Source organism: Mesorhizobium sp. WSM4976 (assembly GCF_029625685.1).
Classification (GTDB): domain Bacteria; phylum Pseudomonadota; class Alphaproteobacteria; order Rhizobiales; family Rhizobiaceae; genus Mesorhizobium.
Window position 1 is genome coordinate 1 of sequence record NZ_JARTVT010000054.1, and the last position, 18,576, is coordinate 18,576.

An 18,576-nucleotide genomic window follows, 5' to 3' on the forward strand; every position below is an offset into this window, starting at 1 on the left:
ACCCAGTACTCCTTCTCGACCGACCCGAACCTGCGCGGCGCGCCGACCGGCCACACTGTGCCGGTGCGCGAGGTCAGGCTCTCGGCCGGCGCCGGCTTCGTCGTCATCATCTGCGGCGAGGTCATGACCATGCCCGGCCTGCCCAAGACGCCGTCCTCGGAAAAGATCTTTCTCAACGAGCAGGGTCAGATCGAGGGCCTTAGCTGAGCAAGGCAGCACCGAAGGAGTTTGAACATGTCAAAAACAATCGACGGCAACGAGGCTGCAGCGGATGTGCTTGCAAAACTTAAGGTGGCCGCCGAGCAACTGACCGCGGAAACCGGCGTGGTCCCGGGTATAGCCGTCATTATAGTCGGCCAGGATCCGGCGAGTGTCTATGTCGCGTTTAAAGGGAAGAAAGCAAAGGGATGCGGCTTCCATTCGGCCGAGCACGCGCTGCCGACGCAGACGCCCGAGAAAGAAGTGATTGCGCCGGTCGAAAAGCTTAATGCCGATCCTAGGATCCACGGCGTCTTGGTACAGTTGCCCCTCCCGGATCATATCGATTCCAGCCGCATCACCCAGACGATTGCCCCGGAGAAAGATGTCGACGGGTTCCACTTCATCAATGTCGGTAAGCTCGGCACGGGTGAACTCGACACTGCGTTCGTGTCCTGCACACCGGCCGGGTCGATGCTTTTGATTGAGCACGTGCACGGCCGTGATCTGTCGGGGCTGAATGCCTTGGTTGTCGGCCGCTCCAACATAGTAGGCAAGCCGATGGCCAACCTCCTGCTCCGCGCCAACGCTACCGTGACCGTCGCGCACAGCCCCACAAAGAACCTGCCGCGAAGCGCCGACATCCTCGTTGCAGCTGTTCGTAGACCTGAAATGACCAAGGCGGACTGGATCAAGCCCGGCGTCACGGTGATTGACGTCGGCATCAACCGCATTTCCGACGGCAGCAACGGCAAGAGCCGCCTAGTCGGCGACGTGGTTTACGGAGAAGCGGCCACAAGGGCAGGCGCCATAACACCCGTGCCCTGCGACGTGGGGCCGATGACGATTGCACTTGTGATGGCCAACACTTTCACCGCGGCCTCCCGTGATGCCGGCCGAGGGGTTGCTCTCGAAACTTGCGGTTGATCGATGCATGGCGGTGACGTCAAAAAGCCGACATGGCCGAAAAGGGTACTGATTGCCGAGCGCAATCAGCTGGTCATCTCGGCCTTACGCGACATCATCAGCCGCGATGAACGTTTCGACTTCACCGCCGGCATTCACAGCGGCACGGCGTTTCTGAAAGCATTGGAGGAGACCCAGACGGCCTTCGACGTCGCAATCCTCGGCTGGAAGCTGTCCGATATGAACGCGGGCGAAATATTGATCGAACTTCGTCGTCGGCAGTCCGCGACGCGCGTGGTCATCTTCTCCGATGATCACGACATGGGCATTCTGAAGCAGTGTATACGCCTCGGCGCCCACGGCTTCTGTTATCAGTTCGACGACCCCGACATTCTGTTCGACACGGTTGCTGCGGTCGCTAACGGCCGCATCTGCGTACCCTTCATAGATGTCTCCAAAATTAACGAAACGCCATTGTCGCGCCTAACAACGCGCGAACGTGAATTACTCTCCGTACTAGTCAATGGTTGGACTAATCAACAGATAGCGACCATGACAGGCATTTCGGAGAACACAGTCAAGTATCATCTCAGAAATATGTACGATAAGCTCCAGGTAAACAACCGGGCAATGGCTGTCGCGCTGTTTTTCACCGATATGAAGCGTTAAGACTACAAGGTCTATACTATATTAAACCAACATTTTTTCTCGGGTAGCGAGTCTCGCTCGGCAAGCCGAGCTTCGTTTTTAGGTCAATTCTAATCTGGAGGTTCCTATGAGGTCGGCGTGCTGAACGGAGCGCACCCGCCGGTCCTCGGACCTCGTTGCAGGCCGGAGTGAACGAGGCTTGGGTTTCGTTCAGAAGGACTCGGCGCTGCCTGCACGGCGAGCGTGATCATCGGTTCTCCCTCATTCAGTACTCGGCCACAGCGAGGCGCTCGACGGTGAGCCGCTATCGGTACCCAGTTCGAGATCGTTTTGCAGCTTTGGCACAAGTCGCGTTTGACGCGGTGATATCGTCGCCAACCGGCGCGATGCGACGGATGGAGGTGGGTGCTTTGCAGCATCGCGATGTGGCAGGCAGGACGGTTCGGTACAACTCTATGGAGCTGTGGAGTTCCTCGCGTCGAAGGCGGCCGTCATTGCCCTTACGCCGCGCCGTGGCAAGGGAGGATGTCCGCCACTTCTTTCGAGCCGAATGGCGGGGCAAGCTCAATTGGGTGACGCCACCTCTGGCTACAGCCGATCGACCGGCCTTCCGTCCGTCAGATTCACCGGTTGAGAGCTTGGTTTTAGCGAACCATCGAGGACGGCGACGCCGTGTTCGGTGTCGATGTCGTCGGCCTTAGCCGGTACGGGCGCCGAAGTGCAGGGTCCTTCCACGCCTAGGGCGTGGTTGACCGTCAGGCTCGGCACATCAAGAAATGATTAATGTTGTCGACACTTGGCGCCAGCGAGCGGGATGCACGCGGAGAAAAAAATCAATCCGGGATCGCAGCTTAGCCCAATGTCAACACTTTAGAAAGACTGCGGCGCACAGGCCGTCTGCTACAAGGCCATGAGAGACGCTGGTCCCGAACAGACAGGAAGCATGGGAGTCTCCGGCGTAGCCCTCCCTTGAATCTAGCCATTGACGTGCTTTTCCATATGTGCCAACATTTCTAACGGTGGCGGGATAGCCACCCCTCAAACCACGCCCAACGCTCAAGGATAGTATCCTGGAAGCGCGGAGGTGTAGGTTAATTTCCATTCTCAAAATTGTCGATATCATTTCACCAGGCTGACGGCTGCCGTCTGCGCTAGGGAAACGATGTTAGTTGACACTTTGAGCGGCAAAGAAATCACAAGGGGAACGCAAATGAAGCCGTCAATGCAGAAAATTTCCGTACTGCTTGCTGCAACTGCTATTTGGGCCGGGAGCGCAATCGCGCAAGATAAGCCGATTGTGTTGGGGATTCCTGTCGGCTTGAGCGGCGCAAACAGCGTCGTGGCTCCGTCCGTGGTTCAGGCAACCGAGCTTGCAGTCTCCGAAATCAATGACGCCGGCGGGTTGCTGAACAGAAAGCTCACCATAGAAGTCGCCGATGACGCGTCAGGCGCTGCTGGAGCGCAGAAAGCCTACGACTCCCTCGTCTTTCAAAAGAGCGTCGATGCCATCGTTGCAATGGAAACGACTGCGGCTCGCAACGCCGGCCTGCCGATTATCACACGCGGTAAGGTTCCATACATCTACACTTCCTTCTATGAAGGCGCTTCCTGCAATAAGTATCAGCACATTGACGCATGGGTGCCACAGCAGATGGTTTCCCTTATGGTCAATTATTTTATGAAAGATCTTGGCGCCAAGTCATTTTTTTTGGTTGGCAGCGACTACGCGTTCGGTCGCGGTCTTCTTGGTGATACGAACAAATACATCACCAAGAAGGGCGGAACAGTCGTTGGAGAAGAATACAATCCGATGGATGCAACCGATTGGACAGCAATCGTTAGCAAGATCCGAGCCACTGCTCCGGACGCCATCATCACCTCCACCGCTGCCGGCGCACCGAACGTCACTTTCACGAAGCAGTTGCGATCGGCTGGCATCACCGCCAAATACGGCAATTACGCGCTTGATGAAGGTACCGCAAAGACCCTGGGACCCGATGCCGAAGGAATCTATCTCGGCGGCACCTACTTCACCGGTATCGACTCTGACAAGAACGCGCAGTTCCTGAAGGCGCTCAAAGCGAAATTTGGGGACAAGACCGAAACGCCGAATGAACTGTCAGTGCCACAGTACGATGCAGTCATGCTTTACGCCCTGGCTGTTAAAAAGGCCGGTACGACGGAAACGGATGCCGTTGTAAAGGCTCTGAGCGAAGTGACTTTCGATGGTCCTCGCGGTCCGGTGCAGATGTCGAAGCAGCGTCATGCACCGCTCACGATGTACCTCGCGCAAGTCAATGCGCAGGGCGATACCAAGATCATTGTGTCGAACCCGAACGTGGATCCGGGCGAGCAGTGCCCCAAGCTGTGACGGACAGCGCCTTACGCTGCTGACCCAATATGGCGATGCTGTATTAGTGCCGGGGCGTGGTCGTATCGTCTTTTGTAGGCGACCAATCCGAAAGATTAATACAGCTCGCCGCTGAGGAATTCTCGGAGACTTAGATGGTTCCGGTACTGCTTGATATCATTACAACTGCGGCAATATTGTACATTGTGTCATCGGGATTGCTTCTTGTGTTCGGCGTCATGAAGCTCATCAACTTCGCTCATGGTGGATTGATGACGCTTGGCGGTTATGCCGCTGTGATCGCTACCGCGCTGGGCTTAAATCCCTGGATCGGCATACCCTTGGCGGCGATCTTCGGCGGAATCGTCGGATTCGGCATGGAGCGTGTCGTGGTGCGCTCACTCTACAACCGCCCCCTCGATGCGATTCTGGCCACCTGGGGCCTGAGCATCATCATCGGCCAGGTCATCACCTTGGTCTTTGATCGCGGTGTTCATTTCGCCGAACCTCCCATCAGGGGCGTGATCAGCATCCTTGGTGAGCCCTACTCCACCTATCGATTGGTCCTGACTGCCCTCGCGTTGTTGCTCGGCCTTGGCTTGACAGCAGCGCTGCGGGGCACGTCACTGGGCCTGTCCACACGCGCGGTCATCATGAACGAGGACCTCGCGCGGGGGCTCGGGATCAACAGCGGCCTCGTCCGCTCCATCACGTTCACGCTCGGCTCCGGTCTGGCGGCGGTGGCCGGGGCTCTGATAACGCCCCTGTCCAGCGTCGATCCAAACATGGGCGTCGCCTGGCTGATCAGCGCCTTCATGCTCGTGCTCGTTTCGGGGTCTTCCCTATACAGCCTGGCCGTTGCGAGCGTTGTCCTGGGCGGTGCTCAAGTCGTTGTGAGCAACTATTTCGGTTCGGTGCTCGGCGGCATGACGATCGCTGCGCTGGCCGCTGTCATACTTCGTATCCGTCCGCAGGGATTTTCTTATGAGTGACGCAAACGTGAAGGAATTGGGAGGCAGGTCCCTTCGACGAACTCAGGTCCGCCCGCTGACAAAGGCGGTGGTTGCAGCATCGATTGTTCTGATCGGCGTTGCCGCCGCACCGTTCTTCATGGACGCGTATTCCGTGAACGTGCTGGTGAGGTCGATGATCTATGCCGCAATGGCGCTGTCGGTCGACATCCTGTGGGGCTATCTCGGAGTCCTAACCTTCGGCCAGTCGGCGTTCTTCGCGGCGGGCGCCTACGCAACGGCACTGGTATTCACCTATGGCGGCTTTTCGCCTGGATATGCATTTGCCGCCGTCCTGATCGGCATCGCGGTCGCGGTCGCGTTGGCAGGGTTGGTTGCATTCCTGGCTTTCTGGCATGGCGCGTCGGCACTTTATGCGTCGGTGATCACTCTCGTCCTGCCAATCGTGGTCACACAGCTTCTATTTTCTGGCGGTACATATACCGGCTCGAGTAGTGGCCTCACCGGCTTCGACACCATCCCCCTCAGTACCGAAGCGTGGTTCTGGGCCGTCGGGGTCTGGCTGGTCGTACTAACGACAGGGGCCTGGATGTACACGCGCAGCGACGCCGGACGGCTTTTGATCGCAATCCGGGAAAATGAGCAACGGTGCAAGTATCTCGGCTTGAACACGTCCAACATCAAGGCGGTGATCTTTCTGATCTGTGCCGCAATCGGTGCGATTGCTGGCTGGATCTACGCCAATTATACGATGGTGGTTGCACCTGAAATTGCCGGCTTCACGTTCGGAACCGAGCTACTGATCTGGGTCGCATTGGGCGGGCGAGGCACGCTATTCGGTCCGGTGATCGGAACGATCATCATCGATTATGCCAGTGCACATCTGCAGGGCGACTTTCCCTTCGTGTGGAAGCTTGTTATCGGGATAATCTTTGTTTCGGTCATCGTGGCCCTGCCGCGCGGTATCCTGCCGCTGATTTCGAATACCGCCAACTTGCTTCGTGGTCGCACGGGCAAGGCCCAGCCGGAGCAATCCTCGCGGCTAGAACTGCGCAAGGCACCCAGAATCGAACGCGACATTCGCGACATTGTTGCGGCTGGACCGGCGCTTGTGGTGAGTGGGGTCGAGAAGCGGTTCGGCAGCCTCGAGGTACTGTCAGGCATCGACTTCGAAGCCACCTATGGCGAGATCGTCAGTCTCGTGGGACCGAACGGTGCCGGCAAGACCACCCTCATGACCTGCATCGCCGACGGCTCAAAGCGCAGCGGCGGCACGATTTCAATCGGGGGCCACGACATCGATCATCGTCCGCCTGAGGAGTGCGTGCGTCTCGGTGTTGGGCGCAAGTTCCAGATGGCCAACGTTTTCGACACCTTGACAGTCGGTGAGTGCCTTCAGATTGCCCGGGCGCGCCTGGATCCCTTGTCCAAGTGGAAGAAATCCGGTGTTTGTCACCTTCCACCTGCCGCCATGCATGTCGTCCGGGCCACGGGACTGCACAGTGATCTGGACGTACCTGCGCAACTTCTTTCGCATGGAAAGAAGCAGGCGCTCGAACTGGCCATGGTGTTGGCTCTCGAGCCCAAGGTTATCCTTCTGGATGAGCCGACGGCAGGTCTCACCAAGGCTGAACGCACACTGATCGGAACGATCCTGACGGAACTCGCCACAACAGAGCAACTCTGCATCCTGCTCGTGGAGCACGATCTCGATTTCGTCCGCGATATTTCTTCACGGGTGATCGTTCTGCATCAAGGCCGAATTGTTCTCAACGGCTCGGTTGATGAGGTTGTGAATTCCGAGCTCGTCAAAACGGTATATGCCGGGTCCGGGCATTGAGGAGGATTGGATCATGACGGAAGCAGTGCTCGCTGTGAATGGTCTAAGCAGCGGATATGGACAGGCAACGGTAATACGAAACGTTGACTTGAAGATCGCCCGCGGCGAAATCGTCGCCGTGGTCGGCAAGAACGGCATGGGAAAGAGTACGCTTCTCAAGTCGATTATGGGATATTTGCCGAAGTTTTCAGGCTCAGTCGCGATGGCGCGGCATCCCATCAGCGACAGTCGGCCTCATCAGATTGCCCGGCTTGGAGTGGCCTACGTACCGCAGGAAAAGGCGTTGTTTCAGGACCTTACAGTCGAGGAAAACGTTCGCTTGGCGTTGCGTGGCTCCGTGAACTGGAACGAAGCAAGGGAGACGATCGGCCGTTGCTTTCCGTTTCTCCTCCGGCGCTTGCAACAAAAGGCCGGCACGCTCAGTGGGGGCGAACAAAAGATGCTCCTGATGGCACGCTCCCTCGCCGTCGGGGCCAAAGTGCTCCTGATTGATGAAATAACCGAAGGCATGCAGCCTTCGATCATCTCCAACCTGGTGAAAATTATCAGAACGGAGAGGGATCGTTCGGGCCTTGGCGTTCTGTTGGTTGAGCAGAATATTCCGTTCACTCACGCTGTCTCCGATAGATACGTCCTCCTGGATAAAGGCGAGATATCAGGATCTGGCAACACACGGGAGCCGGATACGCGCGAAAAGATCGCGGCCCACATCAGCCTCTGATCCTCCTGAAAACAACTTCGAAATGGCCGAGGGTATCTCGTGTATCTGACCAACAGAGAAAGCGACAGACTGCTGATTTTCGTCGCCGCGGAAATGGCCCGACGCCGTCGGGCCGAGGGCATGCTGTTGAATTTGCCGGAGGCCAGAGCGGTAATAGCCGACGCCATCCACGAAGAGGCCAGGAGAGGAAGATCGGTCTCGGAGTTGATGGCCTTCGGCCGCACGGTATTGCAACCCGGGGAGGTTCAGTCGGGCGTCGTGCCGCTTCTGGAAATGCTGATGATCGAGCCGATGTTTCCGGACGGTCAGAAGCTCGTTTGCGTCCACGACCCCCTTGGTCTGCCCCAGAACGCCGATGAAGAGGACAGGCCTGGCTGCTATCGCCTGGCGAAAGAAGGAATAGAGATCAATGGCGGTCGTGCGACGACGCGTGTCGTCGTTCGCAACCTTGGCGATCGCCCCATCCAGATCGGCTCCCATTTCCACTTCTTCGAAGTGAACCCTGAGTTGGAGTTTGACCGGGCCGCAGCGTTTGGCTTCCGTCTCGACATTCCAGCGGGAACTACTGTGCGCTTTGAGCCAGGCGACGAGAAGACCGTCGACCTTGTCGCCATCGGCGGCGAGCGATGGGTCGAAGGACTTAACAACTTGACCGATGGTGGCCTGGACGATCCGGAGGTGAAGCGCAGAGCGATTGCACGCGCGGCTGCCGAAGGCTTCAAGGGAGCTCATCATGGCTAAAACGCTGTCGCGCCGCCAATATGTCGAGCTGTACGGACCAACAACGGGAGACCAGGTCCGTCTCGGAGACACCGATCTGTGGGCGGAGGTCGAACGAGACCTTCTGGTTCCGGGCGACGAACTCGTCTTCGGAGCGGGAAAAACTTTGCGAGTGGGCACCGGCTGTCATGGCCGTATCACTGCGGCAGACGGTGCACTCGATCTGGTGATGACAAATGCCACTATCATCGATCCGGTGCTCGGCATCGTCAAAGCCGACATAGGAATCAAGGATGGCTTGATCGTCGGTGTCGGCAAGGCCGGCGACCCCAGGATCATGGACGGTGTGGACCCCAAACTCGTCGTCGGCACCAACACCGATGTTCGCGCAGCGGAGGGGCTGATCGTTACCCCTGGCGGCCTCGATTGCCATGTCCATTTCATCGATCCGGGTCAATGCGAAGAGGCACTGGCCAGTGGCATCACCACCCTGTTCGGCGGTGGACTGGGTGCCACCACAGTTCCGATCGCCTCGACCGGCACCGTGAATCTCGGACACATGCTCCAGGCAGCCGAGGCGTTCCCGCTTAATTTCGGGTTCTTCGGAAAGGCGGCTTCGGATAGCCATGAGCCTCTGATTGAGCAGCTTGAGGCTGGGGCCGCGGGGCTCAAGATTCACGAGGATTGGGGCGCCACAACCGCTGCAATCAATTCGGCGCTTGTGGCCGCCGACGAGGCGGACGTGCAGATCCAGTTGCACACTGACACGCTCAACGAGTTTGGATTTCTGGAGCGCACCTTGAAAGCAATCGATGGCCGCACCATCCACGCCTACCACGTCGAAGGTGCGGGCGGGGGGCATGCCCCCGACATCATCAAAGTGTGCGGCTTCGAGAACGTCCTACCTTCGTCGACCAACCCGACAAATCCGTACACCGTTAATACATTCGACGAGCATTTCGACATGGCGATGGTCAGTCATCACCTCAATCCGAGGTTGCCAGAGGATATTGCCTTCGCCGAATCCCGGATACGACACGAAACTATCGCCGCCGAAGGTGTGCTGCACGATATTGGCGCCATTAGCGCTATAGGGTCGGACTCCCAAGGGATGGGACGCATTGCCGAAACCATCATTCGCACCTGGCAGACCGCATCCCGCATGAAGGCGCAGCGAGGCGCCCTCCCAGAGGACAGCGGCCGCGGCAACGACAACACCCGGATCAAGCGGTTCATCGCCAAATACACCATCAATCCGGCGCGCATGTTCGGCGTGGACAAATATGTCGGTTCGCTCGAACCGGGTAAGCTGGCCGATCTCGTGCTCTGGAAGCCGGGACTGTTCGGCGTCAAGCCTGAGGTCGTCTTCAAGTCGGGATTCCCAGTGATGGCCGTGATGGGCGAGGCGAATGCCTCCCTCTATTGCTGCGAGCCGCTGCGCTATCGGCCCCAATGGGGCTGGTTCGGGCGCGCTGCTCAGTCGCTTTCGATGCGCTTCATGTCACAGCTGGCGATCGACCGCGACATTGCCGGGAAGCTGCAACTGCGGGCACGCTGCGTGCCCGTTTCCGGAACACGAAAGCTCTCCAAGAGAGACATGCTCTGGAACGATAAGGCGCCGAGGGTAACGGTGGATCCGGAAACCTACAGAGTGGAAGTTGACGGTGAGCACTGCACGTCCCTTCCAGCCGGCAAGGTGCCGCTTGGCGCTCTTTACACATTGAAATAGGAGAGACCCATGTCCACAAAGGCCATTCGCATCGGCATCGGTGGTCCGGTGGGCTCTGGGAAGACGAGGCTAATCGAGCGTCTCCTGCCCCTTATCCATGAGGCGGGGTTGAAACCCGCGGTCATCACCAACGACCTTGTGACCCTTGAGGACGCAATGCGAGTCAAGGCGAGCGGCCTGATTGAGGAAACTCTGGTCATCGGCGTTGAAACCGGCGCGTGCCCTCACACCGCGATCCGCGAGGACCCCTCGGTTAACATTCAGGCCGCTGACGCGCTGGAACGCGACAACCCGCTCGATCTGATCCTTATCGAGAGCGGCGGGGACAATTTGGCGGCGACATTCTCCTCCGAACTCGTCGACTACTGGATCTTCGTGATCGACGTCGCCGCGGGCGACGACATACCGCGCAAGCGGGGCATTGGGATGCTCCAGGCAGACCTGCTTGTCGTCAACAAAGTCGACCTCGCTCCGTATGTGGGTGCTGATTTGAATCGCATCCGGCATGACGTCCAGGTCAACCGCCCTGAAAAGGGGACCATCTACACCAACTTGCGGTCGCCGGACGGTGCCTCCGAGGTCTTTGCGACCATAAAAAGGGATGCTCTCTTTGGCTGTTTTCATTGATGGGAGATGACACGATCGTCCGGACTACTAGACCTAGAATTCGCGGCCGACTGCCGCGGGAAAACACAACTGATGCAGCGGGCCCAGAGATTTCCGTTGCATTTTACAACGCCACTTTTTTTGGACGAAGGGCAGCCTGGCATGGCTTTCGTATATGTCCAGAACCCTTCTGGCGCTGTTTTCAGCGGCGACAGGCTGGAATTGCGGCTTGCTGCGCGCAACGGCGCAAAACTTCACGTCACCAGCACGTCCGCGACCAAGCTGCATCGCATGCTCGAGGGATCAGCCTTTCAAAAGGTGCAGTTGGAGGCAAAGCGAGGGTCTTACATTGAGTACCTGCCGGACCAGCTCATACCGCAGGCGCAGTCCTCCTACAACCAGGAGACGACGATCGACCTCGACGACGGGGCGATGCTCATCGCAAGCGAAATCATTGCGCCGGGACGTTTGGCGCGCGGCGAGGTTTTTGCGTTCAACCGCCTCAAGCTGGAAACGCGAATCAGGATCGACAGCAGCACGCTTTTTACGGAACGCATTCTCATGGAGCCGACTACGATGCCAATCAATGTAAGAGGCGTCCTAGGCCGCTTTCTCTATGCGGGAACCCTGCTGGCGCTTATTCCAGGCGGCAACGCCAAGGGCGTCTACGACGCCGCTTCAAGTCTGGACATGACGGGAGAGGATTTTCGACTGGGCGTAGGCGCCCTGCCCGGAGCGGTCGGCATCATCGTGCGTGTCCTTGCCCGGTCGTCCCCAACAATCACGCGGCTGATGGAAGAGGCTTGGTCGCGGATTCGAATGCAAATGATTGGGGCGCCAGCGCCATATAGGAGGAAATAGGTCCCATGCTTGTCTCGAACGGAATAGTTGGCTCCGTCGGTTCGGTCGAAGATGCCACTGGGACATTGGATTTCATCGACGTGCCTTGGGCGGAGGCCGCTAAGCGGCTCCTGCGGCGGCGTACGAAGGGCGGGCTCGATTTCGCGTTATCAATGCAGCATAGCCAGTACCTTTTTCACGGGGCAGTTCTATATAACGACGAGGATCATACGGTGGTCGTGCGCAGGCCAGAGGAGCTCGCCCTCATCGTTGACCTCAGCCAGACCAGCTCGGTGCCGGATATCGTTCGGCAAGCCGCGCTTATCGGTCACGCATTTGGCAACCAGCACGTACCGGTCGAGGTGGATGGCTGCTGTATCCTCATGCCGATGCTGTCGAGTGAGGATCTCATGACGAAGACGGTTAGTGATCTTAAGCTGGGCGAACTGTCGCTGCGTTTCGACCGCGTCCGATTGGGCGCCTCTCGCCCCCTTCTTATGACGGGGCTAACCCATGAATGAAATGTGGACTGACGCGAGCTTCTTGACGGCCCTTCAACTGGCCGACACTTCGCTGCCGATCGGGCGTTATGTCCACTCTAGCGGATTGGAAGGAATTCTGGAGGAACTTCCAAAAAGCTCGGCCCAAATCATCGAAGTCGTCAAAGCGGTGCTGCTACATGGCTCGGGCCGCTGCGACGCCGTCGCCGCTGCGCATGCACATCGGATGTTTTCAGAGGCCAGCATCGACCAACTGCATGATGTCGACGAGTGTCTTTTGGCAACAAAGCTGTCCGTGCCGGCCCGCAACGCGTCGACATCGTGCGGCCGACAGCTGGCAAAGCTCGCGCTTCAGGTCTGGCCGCACGAAGCGCTTGATCCATTCTGTCGCGAAGTGCTGTTACGCGGGGCCGGCAACCTGGCCGTCGTCGCAGCAGCCGTGTCGGCCTCCCGCGGAATAGGTATCGAACACACGGTCCTTGCGGAGCTGCGCGGCACGGCCAGTAGCCTCTTTTCGGCCGCAGTGCGCCTAGGCCGGATGGGGTCGGCAGAAGCACAGGTGTATCTCCATCAATGTGTCCCGATTATTGCCCAGGCTGCGGAAGAGGCGCTCCTCCTGGATTTGGACGACATGAGTTCAACTACGCTCGAATTGGAGATTGCGATGCTGCAATTTCAGCGTAATCCGCTTCGCCTGTTTGCAACCTAAAGACGAATCGTCAGATGCCCGGTATCGGTGAATTGCAGGAGTCCTATCGCTCGGAAAGTACATGGCCCGTGGGTGTTCTGTACTCAAGGAGTGGGATCACGGCGATAGCCGAGACTTCGCAGTTGCAGGGAACGTTGCTCGCCATTTCCGAGATAAACGCTGCCGGTGGCGTGCTTGGAAAGCCGATTTCTCCCTTGATCCTGGATCCAGCCTCTGATCCGCAGCGCTACGCCCAACTGGCCAACACCCTCCTCATGGACCGAGGAGTGACCAATATATTCGGCTGCTCGGCCTCCTACAGCCGAAAGGCGGTCGTTCCGGCCGTCGAGCGCCGGGGAGGCTTGCTCTGGTATTCGATCGGCTACGAGGGATTCGAATATTCGTCGAGCGTCATCTACACTGGCCCTGCACCCAATCAGCTTCATCTTCCTCTCGCCGAATACCTCTTCCCGCGCTATGGACGCAAGCTGATGTGCGTCGGCACGGACTATCTCTTCCCGCGTGAATCCAACAGGATCATGCGCGACTTACTATCCGAGATCGGAGGGAGCATCGTCGGCGAATACTACTTGGCCTTCAGCGCTCAGAGGGATGCCTTTGTGGATGTGGTCAAGCAGGCGCGATCGCTCGCTGCCGATGTCATCTTCTCGACAGTGGTGGGGCCGGGAATAGCGGCACTTTACGATGCCTACACGGCCGAGAACCTCGACCCGACCGTTACGCCAATCGCCTCCCTTACGACCAACGAGGCGCACCTTCAAGAAATGTGGTTTGAGCCTCGGCCGGGCCACATTGTCTCCGCGCCCTATTTCGAAACGGTACAATCGCCGCGAAACAAGAGCTTTGTTGCCAATTATCACCAACGTTTCGGGGCAAAGCGTCCGGCCGATACCTGTGCTGAGGCGGCGTATTTTACAGTGTTTCTCTTTGCGCGGGCGCTGGAACGTGCGGGCACGCTGGATGCGGAACGGCTTCGCACTGAGGTACTCGGCCTCGAGATCTCAGCGCCCCAAGGCGTCGTCATGGTCGATCCGGACAACAGCCATACCTACCTCTGGCCTCGAATCGGAATGACGGAGGCGGGACGTAAATTCCGGATCGTCGCGGAGTTCAAGAGGGCAATGAAACCGGACCCGTACCTTGTGAACTACGTTGGCCTAGGCCGCATCGACAGCGATCAGGGGTACGAGGAAGTCGACAATGTCCGGTGAGGCGTTGATCCGTGAACTGCGAAAACTTCGAGCGTGTGTGATCCATCCGCCGGATTCGGTCTGCAGTGAACTTGTCCGGCACTTGAAGCGTATCGGATGCCAAGTCGACACCATGTGGCCAGTCCCTGATCGTTGGCCGGCTCATGCCGACATCGTTTTCTGTATCTTTGGCGACCATTCTTCGCTCGATGTTAGCGCTCTGAAGAGAGATCGCGACGGCACTCTCATCGGTATCATCGAATATGAGAGCCCTACGGTAGTGCGCGAATTGCTTGAAGCAGAGGTGCAGGCAGTGATCGGCAAGCCCATCCATCCCTTCGGGATATTGTCGACGCTGACAGTTGCAAGTTCACGTTGCCGGTTCGAACGCCGCCAGAACAATAAAATCGCGAAACTGGAAGAAACTCTGCGATCGCGCCGCGTGGTGAACAACGCAGTCCGGCATCTAGCTGCGGAGAGATCGATCAGCGAGGAGCAGGCGTATCAGTGCATCCGACGCTGGTCCCTGGAAGGACGCGCATCGATGACCAGTGTCGCCGACCAGGTTCTGGCCTGCGGGTCGGAGTTAGACGATCCAAATTTTCAAATTAAGCCGAAGGAAGCGTTGTGATGGTACCTCCAAGGACTTCAGACTCTATTCTGCGTGTCGCCCTTGACTGGGAGGTCGACGCGATCGATCCGCCCGCGTCGTTTGGTGGTTGGAACACGGGAAGAGTTGTCCAGCAGATATTCGAGAGCCTCTATGAGGACGATCTGGAAGATGAGGTAGCCAGTCCGACACGACTCGTACCCGCGCTTGCTACTTCGGTCGAGATCTCCGACGATGGACTCAAGTATCTGTTTCGCTTGCGGGAAAATGTACGATTCCACGATGGAACCCCGTTCGATGCGGAGGCCGTGCTGTTCAACATAGAACGCATGTGGAACCCCGATGCGCCTCAATATTCTCCTGTGGCGGCCGATTACAACCGAATTGGTCTCGAAGCGCTCAAGTCCGTGGAAGTCACGGGGCCTATGAAGATCCTTGTCACGCTGAAGGACTCCTTTCCAGAGTTCCTACGGTATATGACACAGGAGGACGCGCCAGGGGCGCACGTCTTTGTCAGTCCAGAGGCCCTGAAAAAGCACGGCAATTCAGGCATTGCCGACCATGCGCCGGGTACCGGCCCATTTCGTTTCGACAATCGCTTTTCAACACCTTTCGGCAGCGGTATCCGGCTACGGCGGAATGAGGATTACTGGGGTGGTTCGCCCAAGCTCAAGGGCATAGAGTTCAAGCCGTATCCAAGCCTTGAAGATCGGTACAACGCACTGCTCAATGGCGATGCCGATCTGGCCTATGGCCTGGAAGGGAGCGATCTCGACGAATTAGAACGGCGTGGATTTGTCGTCATTGAAGGCCAGGTGCCTTATGTCTGGTATTTCATTTTCAACATGCGAGACCCCGTCTTGAGTGACGTTCGAGTGCGTCACGCAATCGCGCATGCAGTTGATCGAGAAGGACTGAGCAACCGCATCTTTTGTGGGCACACCAGTGTCCCGTCCGGCATGTTACCGCCCGCATCGCCAGCCTTCGATGAGAAATATGCATTCCCTTATGAATTCAACCCCGAGCGTGCCCGGCAGCTTTTGGCGGAAGCAAGAGTCCCACCTGGCTGGCGATTGCGCATAATGACGGCGAACGCCGGCTCGGGCCAACTCATGCCCACGCGGATTTGCGAGGATCTGGCGAAGAGTCTTGAGGCAGTCGGATTCGGTGCAGAAGTTCTTCGAACCGAGGACTGGGTTTCCTATTGCAACGAATGGCGATCCGGGGTGCCAGACGACGTAGGCGTTTCGCAAATGAGCTGGGGTATGTCCTGCGATGTTTGGCTGGAGCAAGTTCTGCATTCCAAGAACAGTTCTCCGTTTGGATTCAATGCGGGGTATTACTCCAATCCCGCTGTGGACCGCTTACTAGACAAGGCTCGGCAAACCCAAAATGACGATCAACGAATACAGTTGTATCGAGAGGCTAACCTATTGATCATGGACGATCTTCCAGTGCTGCCAATGCTGACTTTGCGACGCGGCTCAGTCTGCTACCACCCTCGGGTCAAGGGGTTTCGCAACCCAAGGCAGAACTGGCATTCGTTTAAGAATGTATGGACGGATTCTGACGTTTGAGCGAACCGATCTGCCACTCACAATAGCGCTAGCCCTTGTCCAACTGTTTGCCTCCCGGCCGTCGACATCACGCCCAGAAAGCAGGAGGCGACGGTCGGTCATGATCAGCGACGACTACCAAATAAAAGGAGACTACGGTGAAAAGAATTCCGAATACGGCATTTGCCGTCATGGCCATGCTCGTTACAAGCCCGTCAATAGCCAGCGCCCATGTCGGTGTCGGCGATACCAGCGGCTTCGCGCATGGCTTCTGGCATCCGATTGGCGGCGTCGATCATGTGCTCACCATGGTGTTGGTCGGCCTGATCGCTGCTCAGTTGGGTGGACGCGCGCTGTGTCTGGTGCCGGCTGCTTTCGTTGCAGTCATGGCCATTGGCGGCGCGGTCGGTTTCGCGGGCATCCGTGCACCTTTCGTTGAGTTCGGCATTGGGCTGTCGATCGTCGCACTCGGAACTGCGGTCGCCCTCGGCTTTAGGATCATGATCGCCGCAGCTATGGCGCTGGTTGGCTTCTTCGCCTTCTTCCACGGCTACGCCCATGCCACCGAGATGCCGGAAAACGTCGCTGGCCTTGCCTATGGTGCAGGTTTCGTTATCGCAACCGCGCTGCTGCATGCATCTGGTCTTGCCCTCGGGCTGGTGGCCAGCAAAGCCGGGCCGCGCGGCGAAACCTTGGTCCGTGTCGCAGGAGCCATTGTTGCGGTTGCAGGCAGCGCCCTGATCACGGGCGTTATCTAGGGCGCTCTGTCTTTAGGTGGGAGCATAGCCGGCCTTGCTAAGATAGGTGAATTCCTTTGACGTGATGAGGTCGAGCAACTCGCCGATAGCGAGAAACCGCCTCGACGGTGTTCTCTGCGACCTCGGGAAGTAATCGCCTTGAGCTTGATGCTCGGTCGGATTGTGGTTTGGCGAGCATTTGGGCGAGAAGTTCAGCTTGGTCCCGGCCTCGCGAATGGCGCGGCAACGCGTTCCGGAACCCTTGGGGACCTCACTCCGGGCCCTGCTTAGGTTAGTAGGACAAAGAGGAGATGGAGGTCATTCCGCAGTTCGCCAAGAAAAGATATAGTAAGAAATGAGGACGAGCTAGGATGACAAATATACAGGCCGCGAACAGGTCATTTAACTTCTATCTCTTGCCAGGCTTCTCGCTTCAAGCTTTCTCTTGCGCGGTTGAAGTATTGCGGTTGGCCAATGAGGCGATAGGCAGGAACGTCTACAGCTGGCAAGCCATATCGGAGGACGGGCAACCGACAATGTCGAGCTGCCGGCTGGCTGTCAGCGCCGACTCCGCCTTGAGAAATGAACGGGAGAGAACCCAAAAGTCAAACCCGACCTCAGTCGCCGTGATATGCGGCGGTAGCGCCATTCCGCGCCCCAACAGGCAACTCGACGCGTGGCTAAGGGAATGCCGCATACGTCGCATTCCCCTCATTTGCATCGGCAGCGGCACCATCGTCGTTGCGCGGGCCGGGCTGGCGGACGGGCGCCGGTGCGCCGTTCACTGGGAACAGCTTCCGTTATTTTGCGAGCAGTTTCCGGGCATAGAGTCCACTCAGACGGCCTTTGAACATGATGGAGATCTGCATACCTGCTCGGGTGGGGATGCGCCTTTCGACATGTTTCTTCACCTGGTTGAACTTGACCATGGTTCAGCCATCGTCAATCGCATCTGCGAAAAAGCCATCGCCTATCGAATGCGTTCAGCGGGAGAGCGACAACGCCTGCCCCTGCATTCTCGGGTCAAGCTCAATCACAAGGCAGTGATGAAGGTCATTGGCCTGATGGAGGCAAGCTTGGACGAACCTGTGTCGATCGAGGATCTTGCGGCCTTAAGCGGAATATCGCGCCGGCAGATCGAAAGGCTTTTCGACAGAGAGTTGGGACGCTCTCCGAACCGATACTACATGGAGCTGCGTCTGGAGCGCGCGCAGCTGCTTCTCGTGAGCACAAACTTGCCGGTCGTGGAAGTTGCCGTGGCTTGCGGTTTTATCTCGCCGTCGCACTTTTCCAAAGTCTATCGCGAAGCCTACGGATGCGCCCCGCATCAGACACGATTGGCAGCCCGTGCGGACGGGCGCGCCGATCTGATGGATCCGGCGCTGCTGGGATCAGACTCCACCGAACTATCCCAACACAGGTTATCGATGACGGCCTAGCCGACGAAGTGACTGAGCGCTGTTCCCAGCAGCCGACGCTCATCGACGATATGTCGTGGATTCTCGAGGATTCTGACTAATCGAATGGATTGTTCATCGTGCGGCGAACGACATGCTGTGAGGAAATCCATTCGAATATCACGTTCGGGGTTGGGGGAAGCTGTTTGCAGTTTGTCTACGGAACGATACGGCGGCTTAAACTTCCACTCTCATTTTTCATTCTAAAATTTAGAGCGTTTCCTAGCTTTATTGAATCGGAAGGGATTGAACGAAGCCGCTAACGCGGCATTTGGCGGATCGGTTTGC

At 57.7% G+C, this 18,576-nt stretch carries 18 protein-coding genes; all 18 read left to right on the plus strand.

The genetic code is table 11. The features are described from left to right. Positions 1 to 207 (plus strand): formate--tetrahydrofolate ligase (locus tag P9272_RS34555; RefSeq protein ID WP_278164583.1); only part of this gene is annotated, 207 nt, incomplete at its 5' end. 27 nt (positions 208 to 234) lie between these two features. Then, positions 235 to 1,125: a bifunctional methylenetetrahydrofolate dehydrogenase/methenyltetrahydrofolate cyclohydrolase FolD gene (gene folD / locus P9272_RS34560; protein WP_278164584.1), complete on the plus strand. Its 891-nt coding sequence runs from the start codon at positions 235 to 237 to the stop codon at positions 1,123 to 1,125. A gap of 3 nt (positions 1,126 to 1,128) precedes the next feature. Further along, on the plus strand, positions 1,129 to 1,773 hold the full coding sequence (locus P9272_RS34565; RefSeq protein WP_278164586.1) for a response regulator transcription factor: 645 nt from the start codon (positions 1,129 to 1,131) through the stop codon (positions 1,771 to 1,773). Between the two features lie 1,201 nt (positions 1,774 to 2,974). Beyond that, positions 2,975 to 4,123 (plus strand): substrate-binding protein, encoded by a 1,149-nt coding sequence (locus P9272_RS34570; protein WP_278164588.1) that lies wholly within the window; start codon positions 2,975 to 2,977, stop codon positions 4,121 to 4,123. 134 nt (positions 4,124 to 4,257) lie between these two features. Continuing rightward, positions 4,258 to 5,094 (plus strand): branched-chain amino acid ABC transporter permease, encoded by an 837-nt coding sequence (locus P9272_RS34575; RefSeq protein ID WP_278164590.1) that lies wholly within the window; start codon positions 4,258 to 4,260, stop codon positions 5,092 to 5,094. Further along, positions 5,087 to 6,913 carry an ATP-binding cassette domain-containing protein gene (locus P9272_RS34580; RefSeq protein ID WP_278164591.1) on the plus strand — a complete coding sequence of 609 codons (1,827 nt, stop codon included), beginning with the start codon at positions 5,087 to 5,089 and terminating at the stop codon, positions 6,911 to 6,913. Before P9272_RS34575 ends, P9272_RS34580 begins: the two co-directional genes overlap by 8 nt. 13 nt (positions 6,914 to 6,926) lie before the next feature. Further along, positions 6,927 to 7,634, plus strand: a complete 708-nt coding sequence (locus P9272_RS34585) for an ABC transporter ATP-binding protein (protein ID WP_278164593.1) — start codon at positions 6,927 to 6,929, stop codon at positions 7,632 to 7,634. Positions 7,635 to 7,673: 39 nt separating this feature from the next. Further along, complete coding sequence (locus tag P9272_RS34590) at positions 7,674 to 8,375, plus strand: urease subunit beta (protein WP_278164595.1); 702 nt, start codon at positions 7,674 to 7,676, stop codon at positions 8,373 to 8,375. Continuing rightward, positions 8,368 to 10,083: an urease subunit alpha gene (gene ureC, locus P9272_RS34595; RefSeq protein WP_278164597.1), complete on the plus strand. Its 1,716-nt coding sequence runs from the start codon at positions 8,368 to 8,370 to the stop codon at positions 10,081 to 10,083. The genes P9272_RS34590 and ureC overlap by 8 nt, the downstream gene beginning before the upstream one ends. 9 nt (positions 10,084 to 10,092) lie before the next feature. After that, the gene (gene ureG / locus P9272_RS34600) at positions 10,093 to 10,710 is read left to right on the plus strand and encodes an urease accessory protein UreG (protein ID WP_278164600.1); all 618 of its coding nucleotides are present in this window, start codon (positions 10,093 to 10,095) and stop codon (positions 10,708 to 10,710) included. Between the two features lie 72 nt (positions 10,711 to 10,782). Then, complete coding sequence (locus tag P9272_RS34605) at positions 10,783 to 11,550, plus strand: urease accessory protein UreD (RefSeq protein ID WP_278164602.1); 768 nt, start codon at positions 10,783 to 10,785, stop codon at positions 11,548 to 11,550. Between the two features lie 5 nt (positions 11,551 to 11,555). Continuing rightward, entirely contained in the window at positions 11,556 to 12,050 is a 495-nt protein-coding gene (locus P9272_RS34610; RefSeq protein ID WP_278164604.1) for a hypothetical protein, read from the plus strand. Next, positions 12,043 to 12,738, plus strand: a complete 696-nt coding sequence (locus P9272_RS34615) for an urease accessory UreF family protein (protein WP_278164606.1) — start codon at positions 12,043 to 12,045, stop codon at positions 12,736 to 12,738. The genes P9272_RS34610 and P9272_RS34615 overlap by 8 nt, the downstream gene beginning before the upstream one ends. 14 nt (positions 12,739 to 12,752) lie before the next feature. Then, positions 12,753 to 13,949 (plus strand): transporter substrate-binding domain-containing protein, encoded by a 1,197-nt coding sequence (locus tag P9272_RS34620; protein WP_278164608.1) that lies wholly within the window; start codon positions 12,753 to 12,755, stop codon positions 13,947 to 13,949. Next, positions 13,939 to 14,559, plus strand: coding sequence for an ANTAR domain-containing protein (locus P9272_RS34625; RefSeq protein WP_278164610.1), 621 nt, complete (start codon positions 13,939 to 13,941; stop codon positions 14,557 to 14,559). Before P9272_RS34620 ends, P9272_RS34625 begins: the two co-directional genes overlap by 11 nt. After that, positions 14,559 to 16,115 (plus strand): ABC transporter substrate-binding protein, encoded by a 1,557-nt coding sequence (locus tag P9272_RS34630; RefSeq protein ID WP_278164612.1) that lies wholly within the window; start codon positions 14,559 to 14,561, stop codon positions 16,113 to 16,115. The genes P9272_RS34625 and P9272_RS34630 overlap by 1 nt, the downstream gene beginning before the upstream one ends. Before the next feature lie 170 nt (positions 16,116 to 16,285). After that, positions 16,286 to 16,852, plus strand: coding sequence for a HupE/UreJ family protein (locus tag P9272_RS34635; RefSeq protein ID WP_278164616.1), 567 nt, complete (start codon positions 16,286 to 16,288; stop codon positions 16,850 to 16,852). Positions 16,853 to 17,202: 350 nt separating this feature from the next. Then, positions 17,203 to 18,270, plus strand: coding sequence for a GlxA family transcriptional regulator (locus tag P9272_RS34640; RefSeq protein WP_278164614.1), 1,068 nt, complete (start codon positions 17,203 to 17,205; stop codon positions 18,268 to 18,270). Positions 18,271 to 18,576: the final 306 nt, after the last annotated feature.